This window comes from Microbacterium sp. J1-1 (assembly GCF_024498615.1).
In the GTDB taxonomy this organism is placed as follows: Bacteria; Actinomycetota; Actinomycetes; order Actinomycetales; family Microbacteriaceae; genus Microbacterium; species Microbacterium aurugineum.
The window spans coordinates 1325820-1342942 of the sequence record NZ_CP089590.1 but is presented as its reverse complement, the minus strand read 5'-3'; the positions used below and the strand labels follow the sequence as shown (position 1 = coordinate 1342942).

Sequence of the window (17123 nt, the reverse complement as noted above, 5' to 3'; positions counted from 1 at the left end):
CGGAGGAGTGCAGTGGCTCAGTCACCAGATCAGGCTACGGTCTACCGCTGTGAGAAACCCCGAACGGCGCGCGTCTTGTCCCGCATGTCCGACCGTGAGAGGTGCGCCGGCGTACAGGATTCAGACGAAATGTGCGGCGGCCGCACGCGCGACGTACACGGCATCGTCGAGATCGTCATCCGCGACGTTCACGTGACCGACCTTGCGACCGGGTCGTGGCGCTTTGCCGTACGTGTGGATCTTCGCCTGCGGGTGCTCGACCATCGCCGCGGGGAAGCGCTCCTCGAGCGTGCCCTCCGCCGGACCGCCGAGGATGTTCACCATCACCGACCAGGCTGCACGAGGAGCCGTGCTCCCCAACGGCAGATCGGCGACCGCGCGCAGATGCTGCTCGAACTGTCCGGTGACGGCGCCGTCCTGGCTCCAGTGACCGCTGTTGTGCGGTCGCATGGCCAGCTCGTTGACGAGGATCCGCTCATCGTCGGTCTCGAACAGCTCCACGGCGAGCATGCCCGTCACACCGAGTCCCTCCGCGATCGTGCGTCCGATCTCCTCAGCGACCTGCACGAGGCGCTCGGCTGCCGCGGGTGCCGGGGCGATGACCTCTGCGCACACGCCGTCGCGCTGCACCGTCTCCACCACGGGGTACGCGGCAGTGTCGCCGCTGGGGCGACGCGCCACCTGCTGGGCGAGCTCGCGGACGAAGGGGACGAGTTCCTCCACGAGGAGTGCATCGTCTTCGGCCAGCGCATCGAGCCAGTCCTGTGCCTCTTCCGCCGCGCGGACGACGCGCACACCCTTGCCGTCGTAGCCGCCCCGAGGCGTCTTCACGACACCGGCGCCCGCGTGGGCATCGAGGAACGCCTGCAGCTCAGCGACGTCGCGCACCGCGGCCCAGTCCGGCTGAGGGACGCCGAGCTCGGCGAGGCGGGCGCGCATGACCAGCTTGTCCTGGGCGAACTGGAGGGCGTCGGGGCCCGGGTGCACGACCACACCATCGGCGACGAGGGCACGCAGCACGGACTGCGGCACGTGCTCGTGGTCGAACGTGACGACGTCGACTCCTGCGGCGAACGCACGCACCACGTCGATATCGCGATAGTCGCCGACCGCCGTCGCGGCGAGTCCGGCGGACATCCCTTCGTCTTCGGCGAGCACCCGGATCTCCAGCCCGAGTTCGACCGCCGGAGCGATCATCATCCGGGCCAGCTGCCCTCCACCGATCACGCCAACACGCAAAGCCATGTGCCGTCTCCCTTCGTCCGACCCCATTCTCCCGCACCTGCACAGGAGGATCGGACACGTCTCACCTGCGCGATCGTCGATCGCCGGCAGGACGGGTCTGGTCACGCCGTGTCGAACTCGTCTCCGCCCGCCTGCGCGTCGCGATGCGCCAGGATCTGCCCGACCTCGATCTGGTCGGCGAGAGTCTCATGGACCAGCGTCACGTTCGGTACGTTCGCGAGACGCATCGGCGCGTCGACGCCGTTCGACAGGGTGATCGTGCCCGCACCCCACAAGCGCTGCAGCGGCCCGCGTCGGACGGCGATCGTGTAGCCGCGAGCGTGGGACATCTCCCGGCGTCGACGGGCACCGACGCCGTGGTGGGCGATGACACGTCTCGTCGTGACCGTCGTGCTCCGCGAGTACCAGACGATGAACGGCAGCACCACGGCGAGAAGCACCAGCGCACCCGCCGCAGAGAGCAGCATCCAGTCCTCATACCCCGCCGGGAGGTTGCCGTAGAAGTAGGCCGTCGCGCCGAATGTCGCGATGAGGACGAGTGCAGACCAGAACAGTCGACGGGCATGGCCCCGGAAGCGTGCGATCAGCAACTCCTCCGAAGGCGTGCCGGGCGGCGGCATCAGAGGCCGTCCGCCGAGCGTCACAGGCTGGGTCACCCCACCATTGTGCCTGTGATCCCCGACAAGCCCGTGTGTGCCTCGGCGTGTCAGCTTCCCGCAGGACGCACGTGCACGACGTCACCCGCGGATATCGCGTGCTCCACGCCTTCGGAGACGACCAGCAGCCGCCCTTCCGCATCGAGGCCGATGGCCGTGCCTTCCTGCGTGCGATCGCCCGGCATCGACACCCGGATCGCCTGCCCGACAGTCGCGCATCGTTCGGTGACGGCACCGTGGGCGCCGCTCGCGACGGCGTCTCCGGCGGCGGCGACGAGGTCCGTGAGCCGGGTGTCGAGCGCCGTCACGTAGGTCGCGAGCAGCTGATCCTCGTCGACGTCGACGCCCTGCGCCGCGAACGATGTCGCCGTGGCGACGGGGAGCTGCTCCACCGTCATCGCCGTGTTCACTCCGGCGCCGACGATGATGGCGTCCGACGCCGCCTCAGCGAGGATTCCGCAGATCTTCCGACCATCGACGAGCACGTCGTTCGGCCACTTCACCGCGACCTCCTCGTCCGGGAGCTGCGCGGCCACGGCCTCCGCCATCGCCAGTCCCGCGAGCAGTGGTATCCAGCCCCGCGACGCCGGTTCCGCCGGAAGAGCGCGCAACAGCACGGAAACCGCAAGGGCTGAACCATCCGGCGCCACCCAGGTCCGATCGAGCCGCCCCCGACCCGCGGTCTGGTCGTGGGTCGCCAGGATCGACAGGTGCGGCCAGCCGTCCGCGTCGTGCGCATGCCCGCGAAGGTCCGCGTTGGTCGACCCCGTTCGCGCCACCAGATCCAGGCGCGGCACGATCGCGGTGGAGCGCGGGAAGCCGATGCTCATGCGTCCTCTTCGTCGGCTTCTTCGTCGTCGTCATCCTCGTCTTCGCGGACCGCCCCGACCTCGTGGGCCTGCCATCGTTCCCACTCCTGCATGAGCCCGTCCACGGCGGCATGGAACTTCGCGGTCGCCACCCCCTGTGTGGTGTCACCGAAGTAGTGCTGCACCCACATCCGCAGTCGGGCGATCGCCGCCTCATCGACCCGCACGCGCTCGATCTCGGCGACGACGTCCGCCGCCGACTCGGCGGTCAGCCACTCGCAGTCGGACAGATAGCCCTGCGTGTCGACAGAGGCCTGATCATCCGTGGGGCGCGTGATCATCAGCGGCTTCCCCGCAGCGAGCCGGTCGTAGACCATGGCGGAGATGTCGACGATCGCGACGTCCGCGGCGGTGAGCTGCCATCCGAGCTCGGGGCCGTCGTCGTAGACGTGCTGGGCGCGCGGGTCCGCGGCGTTCGCCGCAGCGATAGCCGCGATGATCCGTCGATGCGCGGCGCCGTAGGCCTCATCGACGACGCCACTGCGGGGATGCGGACGATAGATCACCCGGTGCTGTCCGGTGGCGAGCAGGCGTGCCACGAGGGTTTCGCCGTGCGATGCGATCGATCCGTAGTGCGCGCTGGGCCTGTCGCCCTCCCACGTGGGGGCGTACAGCACGACCGTACGGTCATCGGGGACGAAGGGCAGCGTGCCGGAGTAGTGATCGGCCTGAGGGCGCCCGATCTCGATCGTGCGGCGATCCACGTCGTAGTCCCAGAGCGTCCGCGAGAGGCGGTCCCGCGCGGCCTGGCCGGCCACGAACGCATAGTCGTACGCCTTGTACTGGTTCGTGGTCATGTACATCTTGTCGGACTCGCCGTGGTTGATGAACACGTGCCACCGCCGCCCGTAACGGAACATCTGGAAGTTGCGGGTGTTCTGGTTGACGTACAGCACGATGCGGATGTCCTGCGTCGCGATGAAGCGCTCGAGATCGCGGACCTTCGGCACGAATGCGACCGGAGGCGAGGCCTCGTCCAGGAGCTTCTCGGTGCCCGTCGCCTGCCGCGAGAGCACGACGACCGGCCAGCGGCGGGCGAGCTCCGCGAGCGGACGATACCACTGCCGCATCTGGTACATGTTGACCGCACCGTCGGCGAAGTACACCGCCACTTTGAAGTGCCCCGTCGGATACGGCTCAGTTTCGGCGAGGCGACGACGCACCCGCTGGACGGCGGTCCGGGATGCGAGCGCCCGCTTCAGCAGACGGTACGCCTTCTTCGCGTCAGACAGTGCACCCATCCCTCCAGAGTAGTTCGTCCGCGCGGCGAGCCCCGGCCGGTGAACGATCCGGGCTGCGACGCGCATGACGGCTTCCCCTCAGGCAAAGCCGGAAGCCGCCGTGACATGATCGTCATGTGCCAGCCGACGAGTCAGCCGCTCCCCTGCCCGGGGTGTCCTTCGTGATGCCGGTGCTCAACGAACACGCCTACCTGGAGCACGCGGTCGAGTCCGTGCTCGCTCAAGACGTCGATGTGCCCACGGAGCTCGTGCTGGCTCTCGGCCCCTCCACCGATGGGACGACGGAGCTGGCCCAGCGGCTCGCAGAGACGGACGAGCGCATCCGGCTCGTCGGCAACCCGGCTGCGCACATCCCCGTGGGGCTGAACGCCGCCATCCGCGCCAGCCGCTACGCGACGATCGTCCGCGTCGACGCACACTCCGAACTCTCCCCCGGCTACGCCGCCCGAGCGCTGGCCACGCTGGAACGCACGGCGTCGGCCAACGTCGGCGGTGTCATGCACGCCGAGGGGCGTACGCCGTTCCAGAAGTCCGTTGCACGCCTCTACAACTCCCCCGTCGGACTCGGCGGAGGCGCCTACCACGGAAGCTCGCAGGAGGGCGAGGCCGAGTCGGCCTACCTCGGCGTCATGCGCCGCGAGGTTCTCGATGAGGTGGGTCTCTTCGACGAGACGATCCGGCGCGGCGAGGACTGGGAGCTCAACCTCCGCATCCGACAGGCCGGCCACCGCGTCTGGTTCGATCCCGACCTGTCCGTCACCTACTGGCCCCGGGAGAGCTGGACGCGGCTGGCGCGGCAGTTCCGCGCGACGGGCGCCTGGCGGGGTGAGCTGGTGCGACGCTTCGGGCGACGCAACGGCCTCCGCTATTTCGCTCCCCCCGCGCTCGTGCTCGTGGCCGCGCTCGCCCTCGTCCTGGGAGCGCTCCAGCTGGCAGGAGTCATCACCGGCGCGGTCTCCTGGGTCGCCTCGATCCTCGTCTACGGGCCACTCGCCCTGTACGTGTTGCTGGTGATGGGCGTCGCTCTCGCGCCCGGCGGCGGCGGTGCTCGCCAACGGCTGTGGACTCTGCTCGTCCTGCCCACGATGCACCTCTCGTGGGGCATCGGGTTCCTCGGCGGCGTGCTCCGAGGCGCTCGGGACACCGTGGATGCTTCGCGCTTGGGCACCCGGAACACGCCACTCCCCTGAGACGCGTGAGCGGCCGGATCAGGGTGTGACGAAACCGAGGTCGAGGATGCGATCGACCACCCGCTCGGCAGCACGGCCGTCGTCGCGGGAGTTGAACTGTCGTCGCCACGCCGTATAGCGCTCGGCGAACGCGGCTTCGTGCTCCGGGTCTTCGAGCGCCGCGGCCAGCTCCTCCTGCGTACGCACCAGCGGACCCGGGGCCCGCTCCGCGAGGTCGAAGTAGAAACCTCGCAGCTGACCGCGATAGTGGTCGAGATCCGGTACCAGGAAGTACATCGGCTTGCCCGTGACGCTGAAGTCGAACATCACCGAGGAGTAGTCGGTGATCAGCGCGTCCGCAGCGAGCAGCAGACGCGCGGTCTCCGGGTAGCCTGTCACGTCGATCACGCGCGCTCCGGCACGGTCTCGTCCTTGTTCCAGCGTCCGCGAGTGCCCACGCACGAGCACCACGGCATTCGCCTCTCGGGCGAGACGCTCCGCATCCACGAAGTCGACCATCTCCGCGCGATCGTCACGCCAGGTCGGGGCATAGAGAAGCACCCGCTCCTCGGGCTCGATGCCCAGATCCTTGCGGATCGCGGCGGGGTCCCCCGTGATCAGCGCGTCGTTCCGGGGGTACCCCTCCACCCAGATCGGTCGTCCGAAGAACGCATATGCCTTGCGGAGTATGCGCTCGGAGTACGTGTTCTGAGCCAGCAGCACGTCCCATCGACGCGATTCCTTCACGACGGCGGCCATCCGACGCGGATCGAAACCGGGACGGTGCAGCGCGAGACGCTTCAACGGCGTCCCGTGCCAGGTCTGCACGACCTTCTGTCCGGGTTTGCGGGCGAAACGACGGCGCAGCCAGTCGTTCACGACGAGGAGCCGGGCAGCGCCCCGCGCGTGCCACCACTGCGGGCTTCCTTCGACGACCGCGATCGCCCCGTCCGGCACCTCGACGGAGAGGTCGACGACGCTCCAGTAGCGCCGCACACCGGGCGCCCTCGCTGCGAGCTCCCGGTCGATCGCTCGCGGATTGCAGCCCACGCTGCGGCCGTAGAAGCTCTCGAAGAAGACCGCGTTCTCGGTGCCGCCGGACTGCGCGACGTAACGCTCCTCGAGGGTCGATCGTCCCTCGGCGGTCTCGTATACGGGGTCGATCGGCGGTGCGATGCGGACAGCGCTCCCGGTGACGGCGACGCGTACTCCGCGGAGGACGACGGGATCGATGCGCAGAGCGTCGAGGTCGACGTCTGCGATCCGCAGTTCATACGCGCCGGCGGGAAGCGGAAGCGAGGGCCCGCCCCAGCGCGAGGCCTGCAACGCGAACGTGGCCTTCCAGGTCTTGCCGCCTCCGCTGACGCGAGCCTCCACCCGCGCCCGCGGTCCGACGAGCGTCGCCGTGGCCGGACGCTGACCGGTCCCTGCGATGACCAGCGTCTCTGCCACGTCATCGATGCGGGCCGTTGTCATACTGCTCCCTTCGGCGCGGGGATCCCCCGTGCGCGGATCACGCGGTACACGCGCTCCGTGTTGCGACCGTCCCGATGCGCATGCATCGTCGCGCTGAGCGTAGCGGAACGTGCCGACGCCGCGTCGTACGAGTCGGCATCGGACAGGAGGTGCTCGAGTTGCGTGAGAAGCGACGGCCAGTCCGCGGCTGTCGCGGAGCCGGCTACCTCCTCGAACCGACCGTAGAAGCCTCGAGTCCGCGCGTACTCCGCCGCGTCCGGGGCCAGGAAGAGCACCGGCATCCTCAGCAGTCCGACGTCGTAAGCGAGCGAGGAGTAGTCGGTGACCAGCACATCCACGGCGGCGAGCGCAGGCGTCACATCGGCCAGGACGGACGCGCCGAGCGCGCGGACCCTCCGGCTCGGCAGCGGTGGCACATAGCCCCCCGCTCCCAGAGGGTGCGACCTCACGAGCAGCACCGCGTTCTGCTCTTCGAGGAGGCGGAGGATGGAGATCCACTCCGTAGCGGACGGTACCGCCGGATCGGGCGCTCCGTCACGCCAGGTCGGCGCATAGAGGATCGTCCGCGCCCCCTCCGGGATCTCCCCGACGACGCGGTGGAGAAGCGCGGAGGCTGCGTTCCGACGTTCCTCACCCGAGCCGGCGGAGAGCACATCGACGCGCGGCTCACCGGTCACGACCACCCGATCGTCCCCGAGACCAAATGCCGATTCCAGTCGCCCCCTGGCACGGGTCGAAGCCGCCGGCAGCACGCGGATCCGCTGGGCGGTCGCACGGTACAGGAGGGCGATCACCCGGCGTAGAAGGGGCGCTCCGGGAACCTTCGGCACCTGCGTCGTGGCCGGCGAATCCAGTCCGATCCTCTTCAGCGGGATCCCGTGCCAGAGCTGGACGACGAAAGCGCCGCCGACGGCGTAGCGGTTGACGTCGCCGAGACCGTGCGTCACGACGAGGACACCCGCTCCGGCTGTCGCCCACCAGCCGCGCAGACCGTTCTTCCGGACGAACCGGAGGCCAAGGGCGGTAGCCTCCCGCTCCTCGCGCGCGGACCCGGTGAGCCACAGGGTCTCGTGGCCGAGCGAAGAAGCGTGGTGGTACAGGGCGAGGGCTCCGTCGCCGATGCCTGCGCCGCAGCCGAACACCCAGCGTCGCCCACGCGGGACGAGGAAGGTGCCGAGGCGCCCGACGGCGTACAACGGGATCCGGAGCAGCTTGGCCGCGTTGCCGGAGCCGAAAGAGAAGGACGCCACCTCGCGAGCCTATCGCGGGGCGGCGCCCTTCTCTGTGAGACCGGGGACTCAGCCGGCGAGTTCGCCGAGCGTCACCTCGATGTCGTAGGACTTGCCGCCACGGACGTAGGTGACCTGGGCATCGCTGCCGGCCGCCGCCGCGCGGACCTGCGCCGTGAGGTCGGTCGCGCTGGTGATCGGAACCCCGTTGAACGAGGTGACGATGTCACCCTTCTCGATGCCGGCTGCCGCCGCAGCGCCGCCGTCGCTCGCCTCGGCGATGTATGCGCCGGCGACGGTCGCGCCCTCGACGTTCGAGGCGTCCTGGACGGAGGCGCCGAGGAGGCCGTGCGTCGCTGCGCCATCGGCGATGATCTCGTCGGAGACCCGCTTGGCGATGTTCGACGGGATGGCGAAGCCGATGCCGATGGAACCGGAGTCCTCGGAGTTGCCCGAACTCGCGATCGCCACGTTGATGCCGATCAACTCGCCCTTGCTGTTGACGAGCGCACCCCCGGAGTTGCCGTGGTTGATGGCGGCATCGGTCTGGATCACGGCGATCGAGATGGAATCGGACGTCTGCTGACCAGAGTTTCCGGGGATGTCGAACTGGAAGGGCCCCTGGCCCTGATCGGGCGACTGCTGCTCAGGAGCATCCTCGGAGGACGAGTCCGGCAGTGCCGACGACGCGATCTGGATGCTCCGGTTGAGTGCGCTGACGATGCCGGTGGTGACCGAGTTCGCCAGGCCGAGCGGGGCGCCGAGCGCGACCGTGGTGTCGCCGACGTTGAGCTTCGACGAATCGGCGAACTTCATGGGCGTGAGCCCCTTGGCGTCCTTCAGTTTGATCACGGCGAGGTCGTAGATCGGGTCGGTGCCCACGATCGTGGCCTCGTAGAGCTTCCCATCCGAGGCGGTCACCCGGATCGTGGGATCGGCGACGGCTCCGCCCAGCGTCACCACGTGGGTATTCGTGAGCACGTAGCCGTCATCGCTGATGATGACACCGGAACCGCTTCCGGCCTCCTGGGAGCCCGCGACCTCGATGGTGACCACGGAGGGGAGGGCCGACGTCGCGACGGCGGTGGTCTCGTTGACCGACCCGGGGTTGTTGACCGTGACGGTCTGCGGCCCCGAGGCCGTGCCGGAGGACGGCGGGTTCTGAAGACCGTTCAGCAGTGCGCCGCCACCGAACCCGGCGACACCGCCGACGAGCGCGGCCGCGACGATGAATGCCGCGATCTTCGCGCCGCCTCGGGACTTCTGGTCTTTGGCCTTCGCCTCGCCGGGAAGCGTGTCCGCACCGAGGGGCTGCGTGGGCTGCGTGTGGGACGCGGCGGTGGGGATGCCGAACGCGGCACCAGGGGCCGTTGCCGTCGCGGAGTTCGCGGGGGCGGCGAAGACGTGCGGCACGGGCTCGACCACGGGCGCCGCCGGCACCTGCGAGGTGAAGGTCGGCGGTACGACGTGTCCCTGGACGGGGGCGACGGGAGCCGGCGCGGAGGGACCCGGCGAAACGGCGGACGGCGCGGTGGTGTCAGCGGCGGCCTCCGTCGCCGGCTGAGCGGCGACCTCTGCTGCCTCGGTGGACGGCACGGCGTCGTTCGACGCGGGTACCGAGTGGTCCTGTGTGTTGTCTTCGTTCATGGTGTGTGCTCCTTCAACGACCACTTCAGAATGACGCCTGTGTCTGTGCGTTCCTTATGTCGAAGATGAGTTTCAGCTATGGCCTTAGCCTGTTCTTCATGAGTGTCATCCCCGGCGCATGGCGTCGCACGGCGGCGGGCGCCGGTCTGCTCGCCGCAGACGGAACCGTCGCGCCCACCATCTTCGCAGAGATGTCCGCTGCCGCGGCCCGAACCGGGGCGATCAATCTCGGACAGGGATTCCCCGACGAGGACGGCCCTCCGGAGGTGCTCGAAGCCGCTCGGGCCGCGATCGCCCACGGGGCGAACCAGTACCCGCCGGGTCGCGGCGTACCCGACCTGCTCCAGGCGATCAGCGAGCATCAACGCCGGTTCTACGGGCTCGATGTCGACCCCGGTACCGAGGTGATCGTGACGGCAGGGGCGACCGAGGCGCTCACGGCTACGCTGCTCGCACTGATCGACGGTCCCGACGACGAGGTGGTCGTCTTCGAGCCGTACTACGACTCCTACGCCGCAGCGGTCGCTCTGGCGGGAGCGCGCCTGCGCACGGTTCCGCTCCGCGCCCGACTTCCAGCCCGATCTGGACCAGCTCGCGGCCACCGTGAATGATCGCACGCGGATCATCCTCGTCAACGACCCGCACAATCCGACGGGTGCGGTCTTCGGACACGACGTCCTCACCGAGGTGGTGCGGCTCGCTGCGCGGCACGACGCCGTCATCGTGACTGACGAGGTGTACGAGCACCTCTCCTTCGAGGCTCCCCACACGCCGATCGCGACACTGCCCGGCGCCGCCGAGCGCACCCTGACGATCTCTTCCGCCGGCAAGACCTTCTCGGTCACCGGATGGAAGATCGGCTGGGTGCACGGACCCGCCGCTCTCATCACGGCGGTGCTCACGGTGAAGCAGTACCTCACATACGTGAACGGATCCCCCTTCCAGCCCGCCGTCGCCACGGGGCTCCGACTCTCCGACTCCACCTTCGCCGATGCCTCATCCGCGCTCGCCCACAAGCACGGGATCCTCGGCGACGGACTGCGCGCGGCCGGGTTCACGGTGCACACGCCACAGGGCGGTTACTTCACGGTGGCCGATGCGACCGCGCTCGGCGGCACGGACGCCGCGGCGTTCTGCCGAGCCCTGCCGGAACGTGTCGGAGTCGTCGCCATCCCGTTGACCGCGTTCGTGTCGGAACCGCATCGACAGGAGTACGCGGGACTCGTGCGCTTCGCCGCGTGCAAGCGAGTGGATGTCTTGGAGGAGGCGGCGTCCCGCCTAGCCGATTTCACCGCCTGAGCGTTCGAGGGACCGGATCGTTCCCTCAGCGCGGCACGACGGCGTACCGCCGCACACGGAGCGAGGGGTTCACGGCGCGCACCCGGTCGATCGCAGAGCGTTCCACGACCGCCACCGCGATTCCGGGCGCGGTACCGACCCCGGCGAGGACGACACCCTGCGGATCGATGATCTGCGAATGCCCGACGCCGATCGGCGTGGGGTGGTCCGCCGCGACCACGTACACGGTGTTCTCGATCGCACGCGCGGCGAGCAGCGTGGTCCAGTGGTGCTCCTTGAGCGGACCTCGCACCCACTCCGCAGGCACGACCAGCGCATCGGTCCCCGCGTCGACCAGCGACCTGGCGACCTCCGGGAAACGCAGGTCGTAACAGGTCATGAGCCCGAACCGCAGACCGGCGAGCTCGAACGTCGACGCCTCCCCCACGTCGCCGGCCTCGATCCAGTCGGACTCCGCCTGTCCGAACGCGTCGTAGAGGTGCTGCTTGCGATAGACCGCGAGGATGCCGTCACCCCGCACCGCGACGAGCGTGTTCCGGACGCGGCGGTCGTCCGACGCGCGCTCCACCAGCCCTGCGACGATCACGACCGCATGATCGGCGGCGAGCGCGGTGAGCGTCGTGACGAAGTCCCCGTCGAGGTCTTCCGCGTTCGCCGCGAGGCTCTCGTCCATCGGGTCGACGAAGTAGCTCGAGTACTCGGGGAAGACGATCAGCCTGGCCCCGCGAGCCGCTGCCTCCGCCGTCAACTCCGCGATCCTCTCGCGGTTCTCCGAACGGGAAGCGGTCGGCGCGAACTGACACACGGCGACGGGGACGGCTGCTGTCTCGGACATGCATCCATCCTCCCGCATCGACACGCCCGGGGCGTCATCCCCGGGCGCCTCGATTCGCCGAGGTCCGCATTCCGTGATAAGTTACTTCTTGTGCCGCGGGGTGGAGCAGTTCGGTAGCTCGCCGGGCTCATAACCCGGAGGTCGCAGGTTCAAATCCTGTCCCCGCAACAAATGAAAGGCCCTCTGATCTAGAGAAATCCAGATCAGAGGGCCTTTCGCCTTTCCTGCAGGAGCACGTGCGCGTGGACGTCGCCCGCGGGCGCGAAGCCGGCCGAATCACGAGATCTCCACGGTTCGGATGAATCGCGGAACGAGCCGGACGAAGACCACCATCACGATCAGCTCGACGATCGTCTGCGTCACCACCACCAACGGTGCGAGAGCGAAGCATGCCGGAAGCGCGAGCGCCAGCGGAAGGACAACGAGCGAGTTGCGTGTCGCGCCGGAGAAGACGATCGCACGTCGAGCGGGGACGCCGAGCTTCGAGACACGACCGGCGACTGCGCCGAGAGGGAGCATCAGGGCGGCGAACCCGAGGAAGATCGGCACGGCGACCCAGAGGTCCGCCAGGCGCGCACTCACGCCGTGCACTTGGGAGGCGACGACGACGGCGAGCGTCAGCATCATCAGCGGCACCATCGCAGCGGCCGCCACCGCCTCGACGCTCCGCCCCCACCGCGACCGAGACGCCGCGTACTGCACTGCCCCCGCGGCCGCGAGGGGCAGGAGGATCACCCAGACGAAGGCCTCGATGAACGGGGTGAGCTCGACGGTTCGAACCAGGTCCACGCCGACGAACCACCACAGAAAGAGCGGGAGCAGCAGCATCTGTCCGAGCATCAGGATCGGTGCTGCCGCGAGCAGCCGTTCCTTCGCCCCTCCCCCGAGCCCGGTGAACACGATCACATAGTCGACGCAGGGGGTCAGCAGCACCAGGAGGACGCCGGCCAGCAACGCCGCGTCATGCGCCACGAAACGCGAGAGCCCGAACACCACCACGGGCACGATCACGAAGTTCACCGCGAGGAGGACGGCGAGGAACCGCCCGTCGCGAAACGCCCGGCCGATCGCCGGGAAGGGCACTCCGAGGAAGGTGGCGAAGAGGAGCACACCGAGCACCGGGGTGATCGCGAGTTCGAGCGGACGCGCTGCAGAGGGCACCAGCAGTCCCAGCACGCCACCCGCGGCGATCGCCGCGAGATAGAGGGCGACCTGGTGACGCTCACCCCAGACGATCACGCTTCGCATGCCACCAGCATGTCCTGCCTCACGACCACTCGCGAGTCGGAGCCGCGCCGGTGGAACAGAAATGGGCGCCCCCTCACGGGGGCGCCCATTCACTGCGGTGCGGGACGACTCACTCCTCGGCGGCGGCGTCCAGCTCCAGGAGCTTCTCGACGGCCGCGGTGAGGCGCTCATCGGCCTCCGCGAACTTCGTGAGGTCGCCCGACTGCAGCGCCGTCTCACGGTCGACCAATGCCTGCTGCGCGGCAGCCAGGGCGTCGGCCTGCGCATCCGGCGGCTGCGTGGGCTCGGTCGGCGTCTCGCCGGCGTCCGGGTTCTCCGTCTCCGGGTCACTCGGCTCGACCGTGTCGTCACCACCGGTGGCACCGGAATCACCGCCGAAGAGCGTGTCCAGAGCCTCGGTCAGCGTGTTCTCGAAAGCGACGCGATCACCGAACGCGACCAGCACCTTCTGCAGACGCGGCAGCTGCGTGCCCTCCGAGGACTGCACGTACACCGGCTGCACATAGAGCAGACCGCCACCGACGGGCAACGTCAGCAGGTTGCCGTAGATGACCTCCGACTCTCCCTGTTGCAGCAGGTTGAGCTGAGGCACGACGGACGTGTCGGAGTTGTAGGTGTTCTGCACCTGGCCGGGGCCCGGCACCGTCGTGTCCGTGTCGATCTCGAGCATCCGCAGCTGGCCGTAGCCCTCTGCCTTCACGCCCTTCTCCGAACCGGCGTCCGAGTCCACCGCGAGGTAGCCCATGAGCACGTCGCGGCTGCCGCCCGAGCCCTGCGAGTTCGGGATGAACGTCGAGAACATCGAGAACCGCGGGGACTCCTGGCCGGGCATCTGCATCGTCAGGTAGTACGGCGGCTGCAGCATCGACTCGCTGCGCGGGTCGTTCGGCGTCTGCCACCGGTTGTCCTGCTGTGCGAAGGAGCCGGCCTTGTCGACGTGGTAGACGCCGAGGATGTCGCGCTGCACCTTGAACAGATCCGTCGGGTAGCGCACGTGGCTCATCAACTCACCCGACATCTCGCTGATCGGCTTCAGCGTCGACGGGTAGATCTTCTGCCAGGTCTTGAGGACCGGGTCCTCATCGTCCCAGGCGTACAGCGTCACGGAGCCGTCGTAGGCGTCGACCGTGGCCTTGACCGAGTTGCGGATGTAGTTGATGTCGTCGATGGCCAGCGTCGGCGACGTGACGTTGGAGTCGGCGATCGCGTCCGACAGGCTCACGCTCGTCGAGTACGGGTAGGTCTGGCTCGTCGTGTAGCCGTCGACGATCCAGACGATACGACCGTCCACCACACTCGGGTACGGATCGCTGTCGAGCTCGAGGTAGGGCGCGACCTTCTGCACACGGGTCTTCGGGTCGCGGTCGTAGAGGATCTGCGACTCCTCGTTCACGAGGTTCGAGAACAGGATCTGCTCCGACTGGAACTTCAGCGCGTACAAGAGCTTCGTGAACGTGTCGCCGATCTTGGGCCCGCCGTCACCGGAGAACGTCGTCTTGGTCTCGCTCGAGCCGTCCTTGCCCCGGGGGTAGTCGATCTCGGCCGGCTCGGCGCCTTCGGGCGCTCCGACGATCGAGTACTCGGGCGACTTCTCGCCGAAGTAGACACGAGGCTCGAAATTCTCCCGGTCCGTCAGGAACCCGGAGGACGGGATGCCGCGCTCGAGGAACACCGGCTCGCCGTCCGAGGTCCGCTGGTTACCCGCGGCGGCCACGAGACCGTAGCCGTGCGTGTAGACCGCCACACGGTTGTTCCAGTTGTCACCGTCGCCGAGACCCGACATGTCGAGGTCACGCACGGACACCACGGTGTCCTGCATCTGGCCATCGATCTCGTAGCGGTCGACATCCATGGTCGTCTGGAACTGGTAGTAGCCGCGGTACTGCTCGAGCTGACGCACCGTGGGCGGGATGACCTTGGGGTCCATGATGCGGGTTGACGCCGTGGTCTCGGCATCGGCGCGCAGCTGACCGGCCTCGGCGTCCGTCTTGGCGGCGAACGGCGTGGTCTCGAGGTCTGCGACGCCGTAGGCCTCCTTCGTGCCGTCGATGTTCCGCTGGTAGTACTCCGCCTGGTAGGCGTTCTGGTTCGGCTTCACCTGGAAGGTGGTGACGACCCAGGGGTAGCCGACCCCGACCACGAGGGCGGCGACGATCAGGAGCGCCGTGGCAGCGAGCGGGAAGCGCCAGCGGCCGATGACCGCGGTGACGAAGAACAGGATCGCCACGACGGCGGCGATGATGGCGAGGATCGCGAGGCCCGGGATCGTCGCGTTGACACCCGTGTACGCCGCACCCGTGATGCGGTCATCGGGCTCCACGAGGGTCTTGTACTGGTCGAGCCACAGGCTCGCCGCCTGCACGAGCAGGTAAAGACCCGCGATGACCGCGAGCTGGATACGCGCAGGCTTGGAGATGCGCAGCTCTCCCTGACCCACACGAACCGATCCGTACAGGTAGGAGACGAGCGCGGTGACCAGGAGCGCGAGGAGCAGGACCGCCGACACGAACGCGAGCAGGATCGAGTAGAACGGCATCGCGAACATGTAGAACCCGGTGTCGATGCCGAACTGCGGGTCGACACTGGACGTGGCGACACCGTTGGCCCAGAGCCACACCGTCTTCCACTGCCCTGCGGCGGCGAATCCGGCGAACAGCCCGAAGAAGATCGGCATGCCCCACATCGCAAGTCGACGAAGCGGCTCGATGACCTCCTGGTAGCGGTCCAGTTGAGAGCTGAGCCGCACGTACACCGGGCGCAGCCGGTACGCGAGCTGGATGGCGACGAACAGCGGCACCGCCATACCGAGGAAGCCCACCACGAACATCACCGCCGTGGCGATCCACTGCGTGGTGAGGACACCGGTGAAGCCCAGCTGGTCGAACCAGAGGAATTCGGTGTAGAGGGAGGCGAACACGAAGAACACCGCGATCAGGGCGGCGATGATCACCAGAGAGATGCCGAGAATACGTCGGGACGTTCGAGGCGTGGCCGGAGTCGGAGCTGAGGTCGAGGTCACCCCTCCATCCTAGGCATCGCTCACTGTGCGCAGGCTGTCATCCCGGTCACGGCGAGGTCACGGTGCCCGGTCGGGGATCAGCTGCCGGCGGTCTCGCACGTCGGCAGCGCGGCGACGTCGCCGTCGTCGGCGATCACCTCGAGCGCGGCGAGCGACTCGTCGAGCGTCGCGGTGCGGATCACCTGGAGTCCGTCCGGGACGTGCCCGACGACCTCGTCGCAGTTCGACGCGGGCGCGAGGAAGAACTCCGCGCCGGCATCGCGCGCACCGTACAGCTTCTGCCGGATCCCGCCGATCGGACCCACGGTGCCCGCGGCATCGATGGTCCCGGTGCCGGCGATGTTCTCCCCACCGTTGAGCTCCCCCTCCGTGAGGGTGTCGATGATCCCCAGCGCGAACATCATCCCTGCACTGGGCCCGCCGACGTTGTCCAACTGGATGGTGACATCGATCTCGAAGTCGTAGTCCGTGCGGAGCGTGACGCCGATGAGCCAGGTCGTGACCCCGCCCTCCACGTGCTCCACCGGTGTCACCTCGACCGTCTGCTCCTCGCCATCACGCAGCACGGTGAGCGTCACGGGATCGCCCGCCGCCACCTGGATCGCCTCTCGCAGCTGCGTCGCCGAGGCCACCGGTGCGCCGTCGATCGCGGTGATCACGTCGTCGGCCTCGAGCACCCCCTGTGCCGGCGAGTCGGCGACGGCGTCGACCACCACGACCTGCGCGCCGGTGTCGTACCCGAGCTCGTTCAACGCGGCTGCGGTGGCCTCGTGCTGTGAGTCGATCATCAGCGTGGCGTTGCGCTCGTCGCGCTGCTCGGTCGTCACGCCTTCGGGGAAGACGGAGTCCAGCGGCACGACGGCGCGCGAGGAGTCCATCCAGGCCAGGGCCAGCTCGAACCAGCTCGGGGTTCGCTCACGGTTCCCCACGACCTGCACGGTGGTCAGATCCAGCGTGCCGGCCGTCTCGAACGTCTCGGCGCCGTCGACCTTGATCAGCGGAACCTCGTCGCCGTCCTTGTCGGTCGCGGTGCCGAGCGTGTCGTAGACCGGACCGGGCCGTTGGATCACATAGGGCGACGGCAGGAACGTCAGTACGACGAGGGCGACGAGCGCGACGATCAGCGCCCAGACTCCGAGTCCAGGCTTTCCAGACCGCGTTCGATCCACAGCATTCCTCCGTCGTTCGCG

12 protein-coding genes, 1 tRNA gene and 1 pseudogene are annotated in these 17123 nt (G+C 68.6%); 3 read left to right on the top strand and 11 right to left on the bottom strand.

All coding sequences use genetic code 11. The annotated features are described in order from the left end of the window. Positions 1 to 120: 120 nt before the first annotated feature. The 4 genes from LRQ07_RS06330 to LRQ07_RS06315 all read right to left on the bottom strand — a co-directional run bounded on the left by LRQ07_RS06330 (position 121) and on the right by LRQ07_RS06315 (position 4011). On the bottom strand, positions 121 to 1245 hold the full coding sequence (locus LRQ07_RS06330; RefSeq protein WP_256536158.1) for a 5-(carboxyamino)imidazole ribonucleotide synthase: 1125 nt from the start codon (positions 1243 to 1245) through the stop codon (positions 121 to 123). Between the two features lie 101 nt (positions 1246 to 1346). Further along, positions 1347 to 1865, bottom strand: a complete 519-nt coding sequence (locus LRQ07_RS06325) for a PH domain-containing protein (protein ID WP_232763150.1) — start codon at positions 1863 to 1865, stop codon at positions 1347 to 1349. An 86-nt stretch (positions 1866 to 1951) separates the two neighbouring features. Then, positions 1952 to 2731 (bottom strand): biotin--[acetyl-CoA-carboxylase] ligase, encoded by a 780-nt coding sequence (locus tag LRQ07_RS06320; RefSeq protein WP_256536157.1) that lies wholly within the window; start codon positions 2729 to 2731, stop codon positions 1952 to 1954. Continuing rightward, positions 2728 to 4011, bottom strand: coding sequence for a CDP-glycerol glycerophosphotransferase family protein (locus LRQ07_RS06315; protein ID WP_134353407.1), 1284 nt, complete (start codon positions 4009 to 4011; stop codon positions 2728 to 2730). The genes LRQ07_RS06320 and LRQ07_RS06315 overlap by 4 nt, the downstream gene beginning before the upstream one ends. A gap of 116 nt (positions 4012 to 4127) precedes the next feature. Here LRQ07_RS06315 and LRQ07_RS06310 point away from each other — a divergent pair, with 116 nt between their 5' ends. Next, on the top strand, positions 4128 to 5201 hold the full coding sequence (locus LRQ07_RS06310) for a glycosyltransferase family 2 protein (protein WP_227991527.1): 1074 nt from the start codon (positions 4128 to 4130) through the stop codon (positions 5199 to 5201). 18 nt (positions 5202 to 5219) lie between these two features. Here LRQ07_RS06310 and LRQ07_RS06305 read toward each other — a convergent pair whose 3' ends face one another. The 3 genes from LRQ07_RS06305 to LRQ07_RS06295 are packed head-to-tail and all read right to left on the bottom strand — an operon-like array spanning position 5220 to position 9532. Further along, positions 5220 to 6656 (bottom strand): CDP-glycerol glycerophosphotransferase family protein, encoded by a 1437-nt coding sequence (locus LRQ07_RS06305; RefSeq protein ID WP_256536156.1) that lies wholly within the window; start codon positions 6654 to 6656, stop codon positions 5220 to 5222. Then, the gene (locus LRQ07_RS06300; RefSeq protein WP_256536155.1) at positions 6653 to 7906 is read right to left on the bottom strand and encodes a CDP-glycerol glycerophosphotransferase family protein; all 1254 of its coding nucleotides are present in this window, start codon (positions 7904 to 7906) and stop codon (positions 6653 to 6655) included. The genes LRQ07_RS06305 and LRQ07_RS06300 overlap by 4 nt, the downstream gene beginning before the upstream one ends. A 48-nt stretch (positions 7907 to 7954) precedes the next feature. Continuing rightward, on the bottom strand, positions 7955 to 9532 hold the full coding sequence (locus tag LRQ07_RS06295; protein ID WP_256536154.1) for a S1C family serine protease: 1578 nt from the start codon (positions 9530 to 9532) through the stop codon (positions 7955 to 7957). 98 nt (positions 9533 to 9630) lie between these two features. On the opposite strand from LRQ07_RS06295, the pseudogene LRQ07_RS06290 reads away from it, so the two are divergent. Then, positions 9631 to 10831: pseudogene (locus LRQ07_RS06290) on the top strand (aminotransferase class I/II-fold pyridoxal phosphate-dependent enzyme). 25 nt (positions 10832 to 10856) lie between these two features. Here the strand turns inward: LRQ07_RS06290 and LRQ07_RS06285 are convergent. Then, positions 10857 to 11666 (bottom strand): carbon-nitrogen hydrolase family protein, encoded by an 810-nt coding sequence (locus tag LRQ07_RS06285; RefSeq protein ID WP_256536153.1) that lies wholly within the window; start codon positions 11664 to 11666, stop codon positions 10857 to 10859. Between the two features lie 94 nt (positions 11667 to 11760). On the opposite strand from LRQ07_RS06285, the gene LRQ07_RS06280 reads away from it, so the two are divergent. Beyond that, a tRNA-Met gene (locus LRQ07_RS06280) sits at positions 11761 to 11834 on the top strand. Between the two features lie 108 nt (positions 11835 to 11942). Here the strand turns inward: LRQ07_RS06280 and LRQ07_RS06275 are convergent. The 3 genes from LRQ07_RS06275 to LRQ07_RS06265 all read right to left on the bottom strand — a co-directional run bounded on the left by LRQ07_RS06275 (position 11943) and on the right by LRQ07_RS06265 (position 17102). Next, positions 11943 to 12914 carry an arsenic resistance protein gene (locus LRQ07_RS06275; RefSeq protein ID WP_256536152.1) on the bottom strand — a complete coding sequence of 324 codons (972 nt, stop codon included), beginning with the start codon at positions 12912 to 12914 and terminating at the stop codon, positions 11943 to 11945. A gap of 109 nt (positions 12915 to 13023) precedes the next feature. After that, the gene (locus tag LRQ07_RS06270) at positions 13024 to 15933 is read right to left on the bottom strand and encodes a UPF0182 family protein (protein ID WP_256536151.1); all 2910 of its coding nucleotides are present in this window, start codon (positions 15931 to 15933) and stop codon (positions 13024 to 13026) included. Positions 15934 to 16010: 77 nt separating this feature from the next. Continuing rightward, the gene (locus LRQ07_RS06265) at positions 16011 to 17102 is read right to left on the bottom strand and encodes a PDZ domain-containing protein (protein ID WP_256536150.1); all 1092 of its coding nucleotides are present in this window, start codon (positions 17100 to 17102) and stop codon (positions 16011 to 16013) included. Positions 17103 to 17123 lie beyond the last annotated feature (21 nt).